This is a genomic window from Streptomyces sp. NPDC007929 (assembly GCF_042959065.1).
Taxonomy (GTDB): Bacteria; Actinomycetota; Actinomycetes; order Streptomycetales; family Streptomycetaceae; genus Streptomyces.
The window spans coordinates 145,677-163,472 of sequence record NZ_JBIBKD010000001.1 but is presented as its reverse complement, the minus strand read 5'-3'; the positions used below and the strand labels follow the sequence as shown (position 1 = coordinate 163,472).

Sequence of the window (17,796 nt, the reverse complement as noted above, 5' to 3'; positions counted from 1 at the left end):
TTCGGGCGCAAGTGTGGCGTAGCGAAGGGTTCGTCCGGGCGGCTGACCTGTCCGCCGAACGTGTGGTGTTCGCCTGTGCGCCTAAGGCGTCCGGCGGGCGTCGAGGAACGCCTGCAGTCCGGCGAGGTCGTCGGTGTTGAGGTGGTCGACGCCCGCGTCGAGCAGTTCGCCCCAGAGCGCGTCGCGGGCGGGTCCGGGCAGGTCCGGAGTCGCCCAGAACCGCACCTTCCGCCCGCGCCGGTGGGCGGCCTTCACGATGGCCCGCAGCTTGTGCCGCTCGGTGTCCGGGAAGGTGCCGACGCCCTGCCAGGTGAAGTGGAGGGTCCAGTTGTCACTGATCAGCGAGATGAAGGAGGCCGGTGCCGGGCTGCCAAGGTCGGTGAGGCGACCGTCGTAGAAGGCCCGCCGGACGGTCTGGGTCTCCATGGGGGCGCGGGCCGCCCGGTCGCCGGAGATCACGGCGGTGACCGGCCCGCGGTGCACGCGACCGCGGACGCAGGTGGTGAACAGATGCCGGTATCGCCTGAGGTGGCGGTCGAGTTCGAGGTACGTCGAGGCGCCCTCGGTCTTGATGTCGAGGAGCAGGTGCAGCGAGCGGCGGTACCCCCGGTACACCGAACCGTGGTTCGCGCGCACGCGGGCGGCGAGCGGGTCGAGGTAGAGGGATTCGAGGGTGCGTGCCGGGTCGAGGTCTTCCGGGTCGTGGGCGACGAGGAGTTGGCCGTCGACGAGGTGGATGTCGGCTTCGACGCTGCCGAAGCGGTGGTCGAGGGCGTCGAGCAGCGGGCGGGGATGCTCGTAGTCGTTGTGGGCGTGGGCGCGCCACAACGGGCGGGGCATGGGTGTGTGTTCGCCGGTGTGGGTGCGGGCGGGTCTGCCCGTGAGTTCGTCTGCCGACGCGGGTGTGGCGGGCAGGGCGATCGAGCCCGCGAGCGCTGCGCCGAGGGTGGTGAGTGCCGTGCGACGGGTGGTGAGGGCCATGCTCCGCCTCCCTGGAGATGCCGTACGGGAACCCTGTGAGTATGGGTCCCGGCAGGCTCAAGGAGCAGGCCTGCGCATGGAGTTGGCCGGACTGCCGCCATGCGTTCACTTCACCGGCGAGGCACGCGAAAGAGCCCGCCCCTGGTGGGACGGGCCTTTGCTCAAGCTTCCCGAAGTGATACCGGGAGTCAGGATGCCGGGAGTCGAGGAGCCGTCATGGCGCTTGGAGGTCGACCAGGGCGGCCAGGGCCTCGCGGTGGGCGCCCGGCGTGCCGTAGGCGATGGAGTCGGCCTTGGCGCGCTTGAGGTAGAGATGCGCCGGGTGCTCCCACGTCATGCCGATGCCGCCGTGCAGTTGGACGGCCTCCTCGGCGGCGTGCACGGCCACGGGCGCGGCGTAGGCCTGGGCGACGGTGACGGCCACGTCCACGTCCTCGCCGGTCGACAGGGCGTCGGCGGCGTTGCGGGCGGCCGCGCGGGCGTTGACGACCTCCAGCCACAGCTGGGCCAGCCGGTGCTTGATCGACTGGAAGCCGCCGACGGGCCGGTTGAACTGCTTGCGTTCCTTCAGGTAGCGGACCGTCTCCGTGAGTGTCCACTCGGCAAGGCCGAACTGCTCGGAGGCGAGCAGCCCGGCGCCGGCACGCAGGGCCCGGCGCACGGCGGGTTCGGCGTCGCCCAGCAGCCGGCCCCGCACGCCGTCGAGGGTGACGGTCGCGAGCGGCCGCGTCAGGTCCAGGGAGGTCCGGGGCGTGACGGTTGCGGCGCGGGCGTCGACCGCGTACAGACCGCCGTCGTCGGCCGGCACCAGCAGGACGTTCGCGACGGCGGCGTCCGCGATGCCGGTGAGTTCGCCGTGCAGCAGCCCGTCCTCGTGCCGGACGACCTTGTAGGCGGCGCCCGGCGCGACGTTCAGGGCGACCGCGAGGGCGCCGATCGTGGTGCCGGTGGCGAGGTCGCGGAGCAGGTCGTCGGTGCCGCAGGCCAGCAGTGCCTCGGTGGCGACGACCGCGCTCGTCAGATAGGGCACGGGCGCGACCGCGCGGCCCAGTTCCTCCAGCACCACGGCGGCTTCGCGGTGCGTGGCGCCCTGGCCGTCGAGTTCCTCGGGCACCAGCAGACCGGCCAGGCCCATGCCCTCGGTGAGGGCCTTCCACAGGGCCAGGTGGTGCGGGGTGTCCGACTCGGTGCGGGCGATGACGCCGGGTGCGTCGCAGTGGTCGGTGAGCAGGTCGCGGACCGCGGCGCGCAGCGCGTCTTCCTCTTCCGAGTACAGCAGGTCGCTCATCGGGCCAGGTCCTTCCAGGCGACGTCCTTGTCGGTGCGCGGCTCGGCGGGCAGGCCCAGGACGCGCTCGGCGACGATGTTCAGCAGGACCTCACTGGTCCCGCCCTCGATGCTGTTGCCCTTGGAGCGCAGGTAGCGGTAGCCCGCGTCGCGGCCGGTGAAGTCGACCAGCTCGGGGCGCCGCATGGTCCAGTCGTCGTACAGCAGGCCCTCCTCGCCGAGGAGTTCCACCTCCAGGCCGCTGATCTCCTGGTTGAGGCGCGCGAAGGCCAGTTTCATGCCGGCGCCCTCAGGGCCGGGCTGGCCCGCGACGAGTTGCTGGCGCAGCCGCTCGGCGGTGAGGCGGGAGACCTCGGACTCCACCCAGAGCTTCAGCAGCCGCTGGTGCAGGTCGTGGGTACGCAGCTCGGGCCGCTCGCGCCAGGTCTTCGCGATCGGGCCGATCATGCCGCCCTCGCGGGGCAGTCGCATGCCGCCGATGGCCACGCGCTCGTTGTTCAGCGTGGTCTGGGCGACCTTCCAGCCCTCGCCGATCGCGCCGAGGCGCCGCGCGTCCGGGATGCGGACGTCGGTGAGGAACACCTCGTTGAACTCAGCCTCACCGGTGATCTGCCGCAGCGGCCGCACCTCGACGCCCGGGTCGGTCATGTCGCAGACGAAGTAGGTGATGCCCCGGTGCTTGGCCACGTCCGGGTCGGTGCGGGCGATGAGGATCGCCCAGCGGGCGACGTGGGCGCTGGACGTCCACACCTTCTGCCCGTTGACGACCCACTCCTCGCCCTCTTGGACGGCCCGAGTGCCCAGCGCGGCGAGGTCGGACCCGGCGCCCGGCTCGCTGAACAGCTGGCACCAGACCTCCTCGCCGGTCCACAGGGGCCGCAGGAAGCGCCGCTTCTGCTCCTCGGTGCCGTACTGGAGGATCGTCGGCGCGGCCATGCCGAGGCCGATGCCGATGCGCCGCGGGTCGTTGTCGGGCGCCCCGGCGGCCTCCAGCTCGGCGTCCACCACGGCCTGGAGGGAGCGGGGAGCGCCGAGCCCGCCGAGGCCCTCCGGGTAGTGCACCCAGGCGAGTCCGGCGTCGAAGCGGGCCCGCAGGAAGTCCAGCCGGTCAGTGGAGGCCGGCGGGTGGGCGGCCAGCAACTCCCGGGTACGGGTGCGCAGTTCCTCGGCGTCGGTCATGCCGCCTCCTCCATGACGACCGCGACGCGGCCGGTGGTCAGGCCGTCCGCCACCTTCTGCACGGCGGCGGCCGCCCCGCCGAGCGGCACGCGCTCGCTCACCAGCGGCTTGATCGCGCCCCGGGCGGCCAGTTCGGTGAGCTGCTCGTGGCAGTGCTGGACCAGCTTGGGATTCTTGGTGTTGTACAGGCCCCAGTGCAGGCCGACGATCGAGTAGTTCTTCACCAGGGCATGGTTCAGGGCCGGGCTGGGGATCGTGCCGCTGGCGAAGCCGACGACCACGATGCGCCCCTCGAAGGCGACGGTCTTGGCGGACTGGGTGTAGGCCTCGCCGCCGACCGGGTCGTAGATCACGTCGGCGCCCCGGCCGCCGGTGGCCTCCTTGACGGCGGCGACGACGTCCTCGGAACGCCGGTCGATCACCACGTCGCAGCCCAGCTCCCGGGCGACGGCCGCCTTCCGGGAGCCGCCGACGACACCGATGACGGTGGCGCCGGCGGCCTTCCCGAGCTGCACGGCCGCGCTGCCGACCCCTCCAGCGGCAGCGTGGACGAGCAGGGTCTCGCCGGCCTCCAGAGCGGCCCGGCGGTGCAGGCCGAACCAGCCGGTCTGGTAGCCGATGTGCAGGGCAGCGGCCTCGGCGTCGTCGAGGGCCTCCGGCGCGGGCAGCAGCGCGGCGGCGTCCGCGACGGCGTACTCGGCGAAGCCGCCGTGCGGCAGCGCCGGGTTGGCGATCACCCGGCGGCCGTCCTCGGTCTCGCCGCAGATCTCCACGCCCGGGGTGAACGGCAGTGGCGGCCTGACCTGGTACTGGCCGCGGCACAGCAGGGCGTCCGGGAAGTTGATGTTGGCCGCCCGCACCTTGAGCAGGACCTGGCCGTCACCGGGCGTGGGCGGCTGTACGTCCGTCAGGCGCATCACCTCGCCCGGCTCGCCGTTCTCGTGCACTTGCCATGCCTGCATGCGGGGCCTCCACGGGGGACTGCTTCGTCTGACCGGGGTCGGTTCGCATACTAAGCGGTCGCTTGCCCATCAGGGAACCGTCTCCCGGCAAAGTCACCCGTGGAGGGTCCCCGTACGTCACGCGCCCTTCGGCCGGGCCCGCACATGCATCCGCTCGCCCTGCGGCCCGAACAGGCTGAGGAACTCCACGGGCCCTTCCCCCGTCGACCCGAACCAGTGCGGCACCCGCGTGTCGAACTCGGCCGCCTCCCCCGCCGTGAGCACCACGTCGTGCTCGCCGAGCACCAGGCGCAGCGTCCCGGACAGCACGTACAGCCACTCGTAGCCCTCGTGCGTGCGCGGATCCGGCTCCTGTCTGCGCTTGGGTTCGAGGACCTTGTAGGCCTGGAGGCCGCCGGGCTGGCGGGTGAGGGGCCAGTGGGTGCGGCCGCCCATGACGATCGGCTTCGAGCGCACGCGCGGATCGCCGGGGGGCGGGGTGCCGACCAGTTCGTCCAGCGCCACCTGGTGGGCGCGCGCGATCGGCAGCAACAGTTCCAGACTGGGTTTACGCAGGCCGGACTCCAGCCGCGAGAGGGTGCTGACGGAGATGCCGGTGGTCTCGGAGAGCGCCGCCAGGGTCACCTCCCGTTCCTTGCGCATCTGCCGCAGCCGGGGGCCCACGCCCGCGAGTACCTCGTCCGTCGTCATGGTCGTATTGCAGGTTCGGCAAAGTCGTTTGTCAATCCCGCGGTGCCGGGGCGACGCTCGGCAGCGGAGGTGGTCACATGACCGAGAAATACGCGGTGGTCGTCATCGGCGGGGGCGCGGCGGGGCTGTCCGCGGCGCTGGTGCTGGGGCGTGCCCGGCACCGCACGCTCGTGGTCGACGCGGGCGAACCACGCAACGCGCCCGCCGCGCACATGCAGGGCTATCTGACGCGGGACGGCATGCCGCCCGCCGAATTCCTGGCGCTCGGCCGGGAGGAGATCGTCCGCTACGGCGTGGAGTTCGTGCGGGACCGGGTGGTGGAGGTGACACGGGGCGAGGACCTCGCAGGGTCGCAGGGCGAGGACCTCGCAGGGCCGCAGGGCGAAAACCACACAGGCGCAGCGGGCGAGGACCACACCGGCGCACAGAGTGACGGCTTCGTCGTGGCTCTGGCCGGTGGCCGGACCGTACGGGCCCGGCGGCTGGTCGTCGCGACCGGGCTGAAGGACGAGCTGCCCGCCGTCGCTGGGGTCGCCGAGCGGTTCGGCCGGGACGTGCTGCACTGCCCGTTCTGCCATGGCTGGGAGGTGCGCGACCAGCCGTTCGGGGTGCTGGCGACGAGCCCGGCGAGTGTGCACCAGGCCCTGATGGTGTCCCAGTGGTCGAAGGACGTGCGGTTCTTCCTGCACGCGGTCGCCGAGGAGGAGCTGTCCGACGAGGATCTGCGCCGGCTCGCCGCGGCCGGGGTGGAGGTGGTGCCCGGCGAGGTCGCCGGGCTGGTGACCGAGGACGACCGGCTCACCGGCATCCGGCTCGCGGACGGCACGGAACACGCGCGCTCGGTGCTGTTCCTCGCGCCCCGGGCGGTTCCGCGGACCGGCCTGCTGGAAGGGCTCGGTGCCGAGCTGCACGACACGCCGTTCGGCGCGTATCCGGTGGTCGACGCGACCGGGCTGACGAGCGTGCCGGGCGTGTGGGCCGCGGGCAACGCGATCGGCTTCGCCGAGCAGGTCGTGCACGCGGCCAGCGGCGGATACCGGGCGGCGTCGGCGATCGTCGGGGATCTGCTGATGACCGACCTCGACGCGGCCGCCCAGGTGTAGAGGCCTCGCCTCCGGTGCACCATGGCTGCATGCTGCTGCACCGGCTGGCCCGAGTGTCCCAGGAGGTCGCCGCCACCTCGGCGCGGTCCCGCAAGACGGCGCTGCTCGCGGAGCTCTTCCGGGACGCGGAGGCCGACGATGTGCCGATCGTCATCCCGTACCTGGCGGGACGGCTGCCGCAGGGGCGGATCGGCGTCGGCTGGAAGGTGCTGAGCCGCCCGGTGGAGCCGGCGGCCGAGCCGGGCCTGACCGTGCGCGAGGTGGACGCGAGGCTGGCCGGTCTCGCCCAGGTGTCGGGGCCCGGCTCGCAGGCGGAACGGGTCCGGCTGGTCGGGGAGTTGATGGGCGCCGCCACCGCGGACGAGCAGCGGTTCCTGCTCGGGCTGCTCACCGGCGAGGTGCGGCAGGGTGCGCTGGACGCCGTGGCGGTGGAAGGCCTCGCCCAGGCGACCGGGGCGCCGCCCGCGGACGTACGGCGGGCCGTGATGCTGGCGGGCTCCCTCCAGACGGTCGCGCAGGCCCTGCTCGCGGACGGCCCCGCCGCCCTCGACCGGTTCCGTCTCACGGTCGGCCGTCCGGTCTGGCCGATGCTCGCGCACAGCGCCTCCTCGGTCGGCGAGGCCGTGGACAAGCTCGGCGCCTGCGCGGTCGAGGAGAAGCTGGACGGCATCCGCGTCCAGCTGCACCGGGACGGCGACACCGTGCGGCTGTACACCCGCACGCTCGACGACATCACCGATCGGCTGCCCGAAGTGACGGCCGCCGCTCTGGAGTTGCGGGGTGAGCGGTTCATCCTGGACGGCGAGGTGATCTCCTTCGACGAGGCCGGGCGCCCCCGCTCGTTCCAGGAGACCGCCGGCCGTGTCGGCTCCCGCACGGACGTGGCGACGGCCGCCCGCGCGGTGCCGGTCTCCCCCGTCTTCTTCGACGCGCTGTCCGTCGACGGCCATGACCTGCTCGACCTGCCCTTCGCCGAGCGGCACGCCGAGCTGGCCCGGCTGGTGCCCGAGCCGATGCGGGTGCGGCGCACCCTGGTGTCCGGGCCGGACGACACGCCCACGGCGGAGGAGTTCCTCGCCGAGACGCTGCGGCGCGGCCACGAGGGCGTCGTGGCCAAGGCGCTCGACGCCCCCTACAGCGCGGGCCGGCGCGGGGCCTCCTGGCTGAAGGTCAAACCTGTCCACACCCTCGACCTGGTCGTCCTGGCCGCCGAGTGGGGCCACGGCCGCCGCACCGGCAAGCTCTCCAACCTCCACCTCGGCGCCCGCACCGCCGACGGCGGCCTCGCCATGCTCGGCAAGACGTTCAAGGGCATGACCGACGCGATGCTCACCTGGCAGACCGAACGCCTCCAGCAGCTCGCCGTCGAGACCGACGACCATGTGGTGAGGGTCCGGCCCGAACTCGTCGTCGAGATCGCCTACGACGGGCTGCAGCGCTCCACCCGCTACCCGGCCGGCGTCACCCTCCGCTTCGCCCGTGTCGTCCGCTACCGGGAGGACAAGCGCCCCGAGGACGCCGACACGGTCGAGGCGCTGCTCGCCGCGCACCCGGAGGTGGCGCCGTGAAGCGCAGCGCCGGCCTGCTGCTCTTCCACCCCGGAGACGACGGCCTCGACGTGCTGCTCGGCCATATGGGCGGCCCGTTCTTCACCCGGCGCGACGCCGGGGCGTGGACCGTGATCAAGGGCGAGTACGAGCCGGACGAGCCCGCCTGGGAGGCCGCCCGCCGCGAGTTCCAGGAGGAACTGGGGCTGCCGCCGCCGGACGGCGAGGCCATCGACCTCGGCGAGGTCCGGCAGACAGGCGGCAAGATCGTCACGGCCTGGGCGATCCGGGCGGACCTCGACCCGGCGGCCATCACGCCCGGCACCTTCCGGATGGAGTGGCCGCCGAGGTCGGGACGGCTCCAGGAGTTCCCCGAGCTGGACCGGGTGGCCTGGTTCGGCCTCGACCGGGCCCGCTCGGTGATCGTCAAGGCGCAGGCGGCGTTTCTCGACCGGCTGGCGGAGCACTCGCCCTGAGGAGACGCTCCCGCGTTGCGCTCCCCTGCGCCGCGCGGGAAGGTCGAGACACAGCCCGCTCCGAGGGAGGTCAGCCATGCCCATCGCAACGGTGAACCCGGCGAACGGCGAGACGCTCAAGACGTACGAGGCCATGGGAGAGCAGGAGATCGAGCGCCGGCTCCAGCTCGCGGAGGCCACGTTCCGCACGTATCGGACGACGAGCTTCGACGAGCGCGCCCGGCTGCTGCACCGGGCCGCCGACCTTCTTGACGAGGACCAGCAGGACATCGCCCGCGTGATGACCACCGAGATGGGCAAGCCGATCCAGCAGGCCCGGGCCGAGGCGGCCAAGTGCGCCAAGGCGATGCGCTGGTACGCCGACCACGCCGAGGAACTCCTCGCCGACGAGGAACCCGCCGACTCCGATGTGAAGGACTCCGGCGCCTCACGCGTCCGGGTCCACTACCGGCCGCTCGGTCCGGTGCTCGCGGTGATGCCGTGGAACTTCCCGCTGTGGCAGGTGATCCGCTTCGCCGCGCCGGCGCTGATGGCGGGCAACGTGGGCCTGCTCAAGCACGCCTCGAACGTCCCGCAGACCGCCCTCTACCTGGAGGATCTCTTCCACCGGGCGGGTTTCACCGAGGGCACCTTCCAGACCCTGCTGATCGGCTCCGGGGCGGTCGACGAGATCCTGCGCGACGAGCGCGTCAAGGCCGCCACGCTCACCGGCAGCGAGCCCGCGGGGCGCGCGGTCGCCTCCACCGCCGGGGAGATGATCAAGAAGACGGTGCTGGAACTGGGCGGCAGTGACCCGTTCGTGGTCATGCCCTCCGCCGACATCGACCGGGCCGCCCAGGTCGCGGTGACCGCGCGGGTGCAGAACAACGGGCAGTCCTGCATCGCCGCGAAGCGGTTCATCGTGCACACGGACGTCTACGACGCGTTCGCCGAGCGGTTCGCCGAGGGCATGAAGGCGCTGAAGGTCGGCGACCCCATGGCCGACGACACCCAGGTCGGGCCGCTCGCCAGCGAGCAGGGGCTGCGCGATCTGGAGGAGCTGGTCGACGACGCGGTACGCACCGGGGCGCAGGTGCTGTGCGGTGGCGAACGGCCGGAGGGGCCCGGCTGGTACTACTTGCCGTCGGTCCTGGCCGGCATCACCCGCGAGATGCGGATCCACCGGGAGGAGGCGTTCGGGCCGGTCGCGACGCTGTACCGGGCGGCCGACCTGGACGAGGCGGTGCTGATCGCGAACGACTCCCCCTTCGGGCTGAGTTCGAACGTCTGGACGCGGGACGAGGCGGAGGTCGACCGGTTCGTACGGGACCTGGAGGCCGGCGGGGTGTTCGTCAACGGCATGACCGCGTCCCATCCGGCGTTCCCGTTCGGCGGAGTGAAGCGGTCCGGGTACGGGCGTGAGCTGTCCGGGCACGGAATCCGCGAGTTCTGCAACATCACCACTGTTTGGCATGGTGCGTGAGTGTTGCGGGGCTACGATCCCGTCTGTGAACCGCGAAGTGACTCTGCCTCTGATCGTCGACGACCGCGGGACCTTGCAGGTGTCTGCCGTGGACGTCAGCAAGCTCTTGCGGACGGTGGGGGGTCGGTGGGTGCGGCTCGTGGAGAGCGGGGAGTCGGGGCTGGACGAGGACACGGTGGCCGAGCTGGCCATCGAGCTGGCGAAACTGGCCGATCGCATCGACGTGGCGTGCATCGCGCACAGCAGTGGGACCGCGACCTGAGCGGTGGGGGCATCCCTGATACGGAGTAGTCCGGCGCGAAGTCGGCGAACGCCCGGGTGATCGTGGGTGGACCACCCTTGAGGTGAACCACACCCTGACCGGGGCCGAAGGGCCTTCCGGGAGGCGAAAGCAGGCACGGTTCATGGCGACTTTGTGCAGACCCTCGGTGTCCGTTCCAGAGCACGTGATCACGATGGAGGAGACGCTGGAGCTGGCGCGTGAGCGCCACGCCGGCCACCCCCAACTGCCGTTGGCCCTCCGCCTGATAGAGAACACCGGGGTGCGCACGCGGCATATCGTGCAGCCCATCGAGGAGACGCTGCGGCACCCCGGGTTCGAGGACCGCAACAAGCTCTACGAGGCCGAGGCGAAGGCCCGGGTGCCGGCGGTGGTGCAGCGTGCGCTGGACGACGCGGAGCTGCTCACCTCCGAGGTGGACCTGATCATCTACGTGTCGTGCACGGGCTTCATGATGCCCTCGCTCACGGCCTGGCTGATCAACGAGATGGGCTTCGACCCGACCACCCGTCAGCTGCCGGTCGCCCAGCTGGGCTGCGCGGCCGGCGGCGCGGCGATCAACCGTGCCCACGACTTCTGCACGGCGTACCCCGAGGCCAACGTGCTGATCGTGGCGTGCGAGTTCTGCTCGCTGTGCTACCAGCCGACCGACATCGGTGTCGGCTCGCTGCTGTCGAACGGCCTGTTCGGTGACGGCATCGCCGCCGCCGTGGTCCGCGGCCGGGGCGGCGAGGGCGTCCGTCTGGAGCGCAACGGCTCGTACCTGATCCCCAAGACCGACGACTGGATCATGTACGACGTGAAGGCGACCGGCTTCCACTTCCTGCTGGACAAGCGGGTCCCGTCGACCATGGAGCCGCTCGCACCGGCGCTGAAGGACCTGGCGGCCGACCACGGCTGGGACGCCACCGGGCTGGACTTCTACATCGTCCACGCGGGAGGGCCCCGCATCCTCGACGACCTCAGCACCTTCCTGCACGTCGACCCGCACGCCTTCCGCTTCAGCCGGGCCACGCTCACCGAGTACGGCAACATCGCCAGCGCCGTCGTCCTGGACGCGCTGCGCCGGCTGTTCGACGACGGCGGCCCCGGGGACCAGGCGCGCGGACTGCTCGCCGGGTTCGGTCCCGGCATCACCGCCGAGATGGCCCTGGGCCGCTGGCACGGCGCGGACGGGACGGGGTGACATGAGCGGTGCCGCCGCGTTCACGGCGACCGAGGGGCTGCTCGTGCCGCCCGGCCAGGGCCGGATCATGCAGACCGCCGCCCAGCACGTCACCTTCAAGGTGACCGGCGCGCACTCGCGGGTGGCCTCCACGTTCGAGGTGGTCGTGCCACCGGGCTTCGACGTCGGCGCCCATGTGCACACCCGCAGCGAGGAGTTGTTCTACGTGCTCGAAGGCGAGCTGGACGTCCTCGCCTTCGAGCCGCGGATCCGCACCCCCGACCACTGGCAGGGGTGGGAGTCCGCTTCGGGCAAGCGGGTGGTGCGGGCGACTCCGGGGACGGTGATCGTCGTACCCCCGGGGTGCCCGCACGCCTTCGCCAACCCGACGGACACCCCGGCGAAGATGTTCTTCCAGGCGAGCCCGCCGCCGGACCACGAGCGGTACTTCGAGGAACTGCTGGAGATCCTCGACGGTTCAGGCCCACCGGACCACGCGGCGATCCAGGAGCTGCGGGCGCGCTACGACATCGAGCAGCTGACGCCGCTCCGGCACCGCTAGCGGATCGGCACCCCGGCGAGGGTGCGGGCGATGACCAGGCGCTGGATCTCGCTCGTGCCCTCGAAGATGGTGTAGATGGCCGCGTCGCGGTGCATCCGCTCGACGGGGTACTCCCGGGTGTAGCCGTTGCCGCCGAGGATCTGGATCGCCTGGCCGGTGACCTTCTTGGCGGTCTCGCTCGCGAACAGCTTGGACATCGAGCCCTCGGCCGCGGTGAACGGCTTGCCGTTGACGGCCATCCAGGAGGCGCGCCACACCAGCAGCCGGGCCGCGTCGATGGACGTCCGCATGTCCGCCAGCTGGAAGGCGACGCCCTGGTTGTCGATGATCGGGCGCCCGAACTGCTCCCTGGTGGTGGCGTAGTCGAGGGCGACCTCGTAGGCGGCGCGGGCGGTGCCGACCGCCATGGCGCCGACCGCCGGGCGGGAGGCCTCGAACGTGGCCATCGCCGCGTTCTTCACACGCTCCCCGCCCTGCTTGGCCTTCTCCCGGGCGCGGGCGAGGCGCTCGTCGAGCTTCTCCTTGCCGCCGAGCAGGCAGGAGCCGGGGACGCGCACGTTGTCGAGGATGACCTCGGCGGTGTGCGAGGCGCGGATGCCGTGCTTCTTGAACTTCTGGCCCTGGGCCAGGCCCGGTGTCCCCGCCGGGACGATGAAGGAGGCGTGCCCCTTGGAGCCGAGCTCGGCGTCGACGACCGCGACGACGACGTGGACGTTGGCGATGCCGCCGTTGGTCGCCCAGGTCTTGGTGCCGTTGAGCACCCACTCGTCCTTGGCCTCGTCGTACACGGCCCGGGTGCGCATGGAGGCCACGTCGGAGCCGGCGTCGGGCTCGGAGGAGCAGAACGCGGCGACCTTCACGTCGCTCGCGTCGCCGTACATCTGCGGGATCCAGGTGCCGATCTGCTCCTCGGTGCCGTTGGCGAGGACGCCGACGGCGGCGAGGCCGGTGCCGACGATGGACAGGGCGATGCCCGCGTCGCCCCAGAACAGCTCCTCCATCGCCATGGGGATGCCGAGGCCGGTGGGGTCGAAGTACTGCTGGGCGTAGAAGTCCAGGGAGTAGATGCCGACCTTGGCGGCTTCCTGGATGACCGGCCAGGGAGTCTCCTCACGCTCGTCCCATTCGGCGGCCGCGGGGCGGATCACATCGGCCGCGAAGCCGTGCAGCCAGTCCCGGACCTCCTTCTGTTCGTCGTTGAGCTCCATGGTGAACTCGGCCATGTCGTCCCCTCCAGCGGCACACGTGCATGTTACTTGCGGTAACACCAGTCTGTTACCGGCGGGTAGTCGAAGTCAACTCCTACCGACCGGTCGGCACCCGTTCGGTGTCCTGGGCACGCTTCAGTGTTAGTTTGCGCAGGCGTCATCGAAACAGCACGGGTGGGGAGAGACCATGGACACCACGCAGCGGACCGATCAGCAACGGTCCGCCGACCGCCGCCGGCGTGAGCTGCTGGAGGCCGCAGACCGAGTGGTGCTGCGCGACGGCCCGCAGGCCTCGATGAACGCGATCGCGGCGGAAGCCGGCATCACCAAGCCGATTCTGTACCGCCACTTCGGCGACAAGGGCGGACTTTACGCGGCCCTTGCCATGCGGCACACCGACGCCCTGCTGGATTCGCTGCGGGCGGCGCTGGACGCACCCGCGGACCGGCGGGAGCGGGTCGAGGCGACGCTGGACACCTACCTCACGGCGATCGAGCTGCGGCCCCAGGTGTACCGGTTCCTGATGCACCCCGCGGAGGGCAGCCAGCCGGGCGGCGACCAGGGGTTCGATGTCGGCAAGCACAGCGCGCCGTTGCTGCGGCGGATGGGCGAGGAGCTGGCGCAGGTCATCGAGGAGCGACTGGATCTCGGGCCGGACGGGCAGCAGCTGGCGCGGGTGTGGGGGCACGGGATCGTCGGCATGATGCATGCCGCCGGGGATTGGTGGCTGGGGGAACGGCCGTGTTCCCGTGCGGAGTTGGTGCGGAGCCTGGCTGATCTGTTGTGGGGGCGGCTTGCTGCTGCGGGGGATCGGGTGGGGGGTCCGGGGTTCTGAAGGTCGTCTTCCGTCTGACCGCCGGTGGGGGTTGTTCGCGCAGTTCCCCGCGCCCCTGAGGAGTCACCCCACCCGGCGCCAGGAGGCCCTGGCCACTTGCCGCATCAGTCTGCGGTGGCGCCAGCCCTTGAGATGGTCCGCGTAGATGCGTCCCTCCACGTGGTCGCACTCGTGTTGCAGGCAGCGGGCGAAGAAGCCCGTGCCGTGGATCGTGACGGGGTCGCCGGTCATCGTGAAGCCCTCGACGACCGCGTGGTCGTACCGTTCCGTGCCCGCTTCCAGGCCCGGCAGGGACAGGCAGCCCTCCGGACCCCGGATCACCACGCCGTCCTTCTCGGCCAGGCGGGGGTTGATCACATGGCCGACATGGCGGACGTCCTCGTCGTCGGGACAGTCGTAGACGAACACGCGGAGGGACTCGCCGACCTGGTTGGCGGCGAGGCCGACGCCCTGGGCGGCGTACATCGTCGCGAACAAGTCCTCGACGAGCCGGACCAGTTCGGGGCCGAAGTCGGTGACCTCCGCGCAGGGGGTGTGCAGGACCGGATCGCCGTGCAGGGTGAGGGGCCGCACACGGCCGTTCGCGCCGGGGATGGAGCTCTGTCGCATGGCGGCAAGAGTAAGGTCCTGTCGGTCCGCGTCTCCCACACGAGTTCGCCACAGTGCCGCGGTTCGGGAGTGCGAATGGATCTCGATAGGCTGAGGTCCACACCACGTGGCCGTCAGGCTTCAAGGCGCGGCGCGTACGCAAGGAGGATCGAGAACTGATGGCAGGCAACTCGGACCCGCTCTCGCCGCGGGCCAAGCTGGCCGTGACCGCGGGCAAGGCGGTCGCGGCGGCGTCACGCGCCGCAGGGCGCGGCAGCGGTTCGGTGATCGGCGGCCGGGTCGCGCTGAAACTCGACCCCGACCTCCTCGCCCGGCTCGCCCAGAACCTGGACGTGATCCTGGTCTCCGCGACGAACGGCAAGACCACCACCACCCGCCTCATCGCCGAGGCACTGCGCGCGGCGGGCCCCGTCGTCTCCAACGCGCTCGGCGCCAACATGCCGGCCGGCATCACCTCGGCCCTCGCCGGCAGCTCCGACGCCCGCTACGGCGTCATCGAGGTCGACGAGAAGTACCTCGCCGGCGTCGCCCGGGACACCGCCCCGAAGTGCATCGCCCTGCTCAACCTCTCGCGCGACCAGCTCGACCGGGCCGCAGAGACGCGCATGCTCGCCGAGAACTGGCGGGAGGGCCTCGCGGGTTCCAAGGCCGTCGTCGTGGCCAACTGCGACGACCCGCTGGTCGTGTGGGCGGCGTCGTCCTCCCCCAATGTGATCTGGGTCGCGGCGGGGCAGATGTGGAAGGACGACGCCTGGTCCTGCCCCTCGTGCGGCGGCGTCATGCAGCGCCCGGGCGACGACTGGTTCTGCGGCGAGTGCGGCTTCCGCCGTCCGACGCCGAGCTGGGCGCTCTCGGGCGATCACGTCCTGGACCCGCACGGCTCGGCCTGGCCGATCCACCTCCAGCTGCCCGGTCGCGCCAACAAGGCCAACGCCGCCTCCTCGGCCGCCGTCGCCGCCGTGTTCGGGGTGCCGCCGCAGGTCGCGCTGGAGCGGATGTACCAGGTGCAGGCGGTGGCCGGGCGCTACGACGTCGTTCAGTTCCAGGGCCGTGACCTGCGGCTGCTGCTCGCGAAGAACCCGGCCGGCTGGCTGGAGACGTTCTCCCTGATCGACCCGCCGCCCACGCCGGTCATCCTCTCGGTGAACGCGCGCGGCGCCGACGGCACCGACACCTCCTGGCTGTGGGACGTGGACTACACGCGTCTGACCGGTCACCCGATCTGCGTCGTCGGCGACCGGCGGCTGGACCTGGCGGTGCGCCTGGAGGTCGCCGACCAGCACTTCCAGGTCTACGACAACCTCGACCAGGCCGTGGCGGCGTGCCCGCCGGGGCGCATCGAGGTCATCGCCAACTACACGGCGTTCCAGGACCTGCGCCGCCGCGTCGGCAACTGAGCACGAGACGTCAGGGGACTTTTGTGAGCGACAACCAACTGCGGGTCGTCTGGATCTATCCCGACCTGCTCAGCACCTACGGCGACCAGGGCAACGTGCTCGTCGTGGAGCGCCGGGCGCGGCAGCGCCGCCTGGACGTGGCCCGGCTGGACGTGCGCAGCGACCAGCCGATCCCGACCTCCGGCGACATCTACCTGATCGGCGGCGGCGAGGACCGGCCGCAGCGGCTCGCCGCCGAGCGGCTGCGCCGGGACGGTGGGCTGACCCGGGCCGTGGAGAACGGCGCCATCGTGTTCTCCGTCTGCGCCGGCTACCAGATCCTCGGCCACGAGTTCATCAACGACCTCGGTCAGCGCGAGCCCGGCCTCGGTCTGCTGGACGTGGTGTCGACCCGCGGCGAGGGCGCGCGGTGCGTCGGTGACGTGCTGGGCGACGTCGACGCCCGCCTCGGCCTGCCCCCGCTGACCGGCTTCGAGAACCACCAGGGCGTCACCCACCTCGGCCCCACCGCCCGCCCGCTCGCCCAGGTGCGCTTCGGCAACGGCAACGGCACGGGCGACGGCACGGAGGGCGCGTACAACGACACCGTCTTCGGCACGTACATGCACGGGCCGGTGCTCGCCCGCAACCCGCTGATCGCGGACCTGCTGCTGAAGCTGGCCCTGGACGTCAACGCGCTGCCGCCGACCGACGACCACTGGTACGAGGCGCTTCGCAACGAGCGCATCGCGGCCGCGCAGCAGCCTGCGTAGACACGGCTGCTCAGCAGCCTGCCTGAGCGCGTACCGGCAGCGTGCGGGGAGCACGCGTCAACCTGCTGGTCAACAGCCCGTATGTCGACCCATCCGCACAGGTGAGCGGGGTCGTCCAGCAGGCGGACGCGTGCTTCGGTCCGGCCCCTCGATGCCGCTAGGGTGGCGGGGATTCCAGCCGGACAACGTGGTCCGGTCCCCGGCCCACGTTGAGAAGGTATTCGGGCTATGCGCATTGGTGTCCTCACGTCCGGCGGCGACTGCCCCGGCCTGAACGCCGTCATCCGGTCCGTCGTGCACCGCGCCGTCGTGGACCACGGCGACGAGGTCATCGGCTTCCGGGACGGCTGGAAGGGCCTCCTGGACTGCGACTACCTCAAGCTCGACCTCGACGCCGTGGGCGGCATCCTCGCCCGCGGCGGCACGATCCTCGGCTCCTCCCGGGTCCAGCCCTCCCATCTGCGGGACGGTGTGGAGCGGGCCAAGGGCCATGTCGCGGAGCTCGGCCTCGACGCGATCATCCCCATCGGCGGTGAGGGCACGCTCAAGGCCGCCCGCCTGATGTCGGACAGCGGTCTGCCCGTCGTGGGCGTGCCGAAGACCATCGACAACGACATCGCGGTCACGGATGTCACCTTCGGCTTCGACACGGCCGTCGGTGTGGCGACCGAGGCGCTGGACCGGCTGAAGACCACCGCCGAGTCCCACCAGCGGGTCCTGGTCGTCGAGGTCATGGGCCGGCACACCGGCTGGATCGCGCTGCACTCCGGCATGGCGGCCGGCGCGCACGCCATCGTGGTGCCCGAGCGGCCCTTCGACATAGAGGAACTGACCCGCCGGGTCGGCGAGCGGTTCGAGGCGGGCAAGCGCTTCGCGATCGTGGTGGCGGCGGAGGGGGCCAAGCCCCGCGCCGGGTCCATGGAGTTCGACGAGGGCGGCAAGGACATCTACGGGCACGAGCGGTTCGCCGGGATCGCCCGGCAGCTCTCCGTGGAGCTGGAGGGACGGCTGGGGAAGGAAGCCCGGCCGGTGATCCTCGGGCATGTGCAGCGGGGCGGTACGCCGACCGCCTACGACCGGGTGCTGGCGACGCGGTTCGGCTGGCATGCGGTGGAGGCGGTGCACCGGGGAGAGTTCGGGCAGATGACCGCGCTGCGCGGGACCGACATCGTGATGGTGCCGTTGGCGGAGGCCGTGCAGACGCTGAAGACCGTTCCCGACGAGCGGTACGAAGAGGCGGAGACCGTTCTCTGAGGTTGCTGTAGCCGGCCGGGGGCGGGCCGTTTCCGCCCCCGGTCGTA

18 protein-coding genes are annotated in these 17,796 nt (G+C 71.7%); 11 read left to right on the top strand and 7 right to left on the bottom strand.

Features of this window, described 5'->3' with window-relative positions; all coding sequences use genetic code 11:
- Positions 1 to 81: 81 nt before the first annotated feature.
- The 5 genes from ACFZDE_RS00840 to ACFZDE_RS00820 form a co-directional block, all read right to left on the bottom strand.
- Positions 82 to 981 (bottom strand): phosphatidylinositol-specific phospholipase C/glycerophosphodiester phosphodiesterase family protein, encoded by a 900-nt coding sequence (locus ACFZDE_RS00840; RefSeq protein WP_391196174.1) that lies wholly within the window; start codon positions 979 to 981, stop codon positions 82 to 84.
- 214 nt (positions 982 to 1,195) lie between these two features.
- Positions 1,196 to 2,269 (bottom strand): acyl-CoA dehydrogenase family protein, encoded by a 1,074-nt coding sequence (locus ACFZDE_RS00835; protein ID WP_391196171.1) that lies wholly within the window; start codon positions 2,267 to 2,269, stop codon positions 1,196 to 1,198.
- Positions 2,266 to 3,447: an acyl-CoA dehydrogenase family protein gene (locus ACFZDE_RS00830; protein ID WP_391196168.1), complete on the bottom strand. Its 1,182-nt coding sequence runs from the start codon at positions 3,445 to 3,447 to the stop codon at positions 2,266 to 2,268. Before ACFZDE_RS00830 ends, ACFZDE_RS00835 begins: the two co-directional genes overlap by 4 nt.
- Positions 3,444 to 4,409 (bottom strand): zinc-binding dehydrogenase, encoded by a 966-nt coding sequence (locus ACFZDE_RS00825; protein WP_391196165.1) that lies wholly within the window; start codon positions 4,407 to 4,409, stop codon positions 3,444 to 3,446. Before ACFZDE_RS00825 ends, ACFZDE_RS00830 begins: the two co-directional genes overlap by 4 nt.
- Before the next feature lie 117 nt (positions 4,410 to 4,526).
- Positions 4,527 to 5,099, bottom strand: a complete 573-nt coding sequence (locus ACFZDE_RS00820; RefSeq protein WP_391196163.1) for a cupin domain-containing protein — start codon at positions 5,097 to 5,099, stop codon at positions 4,527 to 4,529.
- Between the two features lie 77 nt (positions 5,100 to 5,176).
- Here ACFZDE_RS00820 and ACFZDE_RS00815 point away from each other — a divergent pair, with 77 nt between their 5' ends.
- The 7 genes from ACFZDE_RS00815 (at position 5,177) to ACFZDE_RS00785 (ending at position 11,694) form a co-directional block, all read left to right on the top strand.
- Positions 5,177 to 6,202 carry an FAD-dependent oxidoreductase gene (locus tag ACFZDE_RS00815; RefSeq protein ID WP_391196161.1) on the top strand — a complete coding sequence of 342 codons (1,026 nt, stop codon included), beginning with the start codon at positions 5,177 to 5,179 and terminating at the stop codon, positions 6,200 to 6,202.
- A 29-nt stretch (positions 6,203 to 6,231) separates the two neighbouring features.
- On the top strand, positions 6,232 to 7,770 hold the full coding sequence (locus tag ACFZDE_RS00810; protein ID WP_391196157.1) for an ATP-dependent DNA ligase: 1,539 nt from the start codon (positions 6,232 to 6,234) through the stop codon (positions 7,768 to 7,770).
- Entirely contained in the window at positions 7,767 to 8,225 is a 459-nt protein-coding gene (locus ACFZDE_RS00805; RefSeq protein ID WP_391196154.1) for an NUDIX domain-containing protein, read from the top strand. Before ACFZDE_RS00810 ends, ACFZDE_RS00805 begins: the two co-directional genes overlap by 4 nt.
- Before the next feature lie 76 nt (positions 8,226 to 8,301).
- The gene (locus ACFZDE_RS00800) at positions 8,302 to 9,687 is read left to right on the top strand and encodes an NADP-dependent succinic semialdehyde dehydrogenase (protein ID WP_391196152.1); all 1,386 of its coding nucleotides are present in this window, start codon (positions 8,302 to 8,304) and stop codon (positions 9,685 to 9,687) included.
- 25 nt (positions 9,688 to 9,712) lie between these two features.
- Positions 9,713 to 9,949, top strand: a complete 237-nt coding sequence (locus ACFZDE_RS00795; protein ID WP_390991828.1) for a DUF6213 family protein — start codon at positions 9,713 to 9,715, stop codon at positions 9,947 to 9,949.
- Between the two features lie 94 nt (positions 9,950 to 10,043).
- Positions 10,044 to 11,153: a 3-oxoacyl-[acyl-carrier-protein] synthase III C-terminal domain-containing protein gene (locus ACFZDE_RS00790; RefSeq protein WP_391197410.1), complete on the top strand. Its 1,110-nt coding sequence runs from the start codon at positions 10,044 to 10,046 to the stop codon at positions 11,151 to 11,153.
- Position 11,154: 1 nt separating this feature from the next.
- Complete coding sequence (locus tag ACFZDE_RS00785; protein ID WP_391196149.1) at positions 11,155 to 11,694, top strand: cupin domain-containing protein; 540 nt, start codon at positions 11,155 to 11,157, stop codon at positions 11,692 to 11,694.
- Here ACFZDE_RS00785 and ACFZDE_RS00780 read toward each other — a convergent pair.
- On the bottom strand, positions 11,691 to 12,917 hold the full coding sequence (locus tag ACFZDE_RS00780; protein ID WP_390991834.1) for an acyl-CoA dehydrogenase family protein: 1,227 nt from the start codon (positions 12,915 to 12,917) through the stop codon (positions 11,691 to 11,693). The two genes, ACFZDE_RS00785 and ACFZDE_RS00780, sit on opposite strands and share 4 nt — an antisense overlap.
- A gap of 172 nt (positions 12,918 to 13,089) precedes the next feature.
- Here ACFZDE_RS00780 and ACFZDE_RS00775 point away from each other — a divergent pair, with 172 nt between their 5' ends.
- Positions 13,090 to 13,737, top strand: a complete 648-nt coding sequence (locus ACFZDE_RS00775; RefSeq protein WP_391196147.1) for a TetR family transcriptional regulator — start codon at positions 13,090 to 13,092, stop codon at positions 13,735 to 13,737.
- Positions 13,738 to 13,800: 63 nt separating this feature from the next.
- Here ACFZDE_RS00775 and def read toward each other — a convergent pair whose 3' ends face one another.
- Positions 13,801 to 14,346: a peptide deformylase gene (gene def, locus ACFZDE_RS00770; RefSeq protein WP_391196144.1), complete on the bottom strand. Its 546-nt coding sequence runs from the start codon at positions 14,344 to 14,346 to the stop codon at positions 13,801 to 13,803.
- 158 nt (positions 14,347 to 14,504) lie between these two features.
- On the opposite strand from def, the gene ACFZDE_RS00765 reads away from it, so the two are divergent.
- The 3 genes from ACFZDE_RS00765 to ACFZDE_RS00755 all read left to right on the top strand — a co-directional run bounded on the left by ACFZDE_RS00765 (position 14,505) and on the right by ACFZDE_RS00755 (position 17,749).
- Positions 14,505 to 15,743 (top strand): MurT ligase domain-containing protein, encoded by a 1,239-nt coding sequence (locus ACFZDE_RS00765; RefSeq protein WP_390991841.1) that lies wholly within the window; start codon positions 14,505 to 14,507, stop codon positions 15,741 to 15,743.
- 23 nt (positions 15,744 to 15,766) lie between these two features.
- Positions 15,767 to 16,495, top strand: a complete 729-nt coding sequence (locus ACFZDE_RS00760; protein WP_390991844.1) for a type 1 glutamine amidotransferase — start codon at positions 15,767 to 15,769, stop codon at positions 16,493 to 16,495.
- A 228-nt stretch (positions 16,496 to 16,723) separates the two neighbouring features.
- Positions 16,724 to 17,749 (top strand): ATP-dependent 6-phosphofructokinase, encoded by a 1,026-nt coding sequence (locus ACFZDE_RS00755; protein ID WP_390991847.1) that lies wholly within the window; start codon positions 16,724 to 16,726, stop codon positions 17,747 to 17,749.
- Positions 17,750 to 17,796 lie beyond the last annotated feature (47 nt).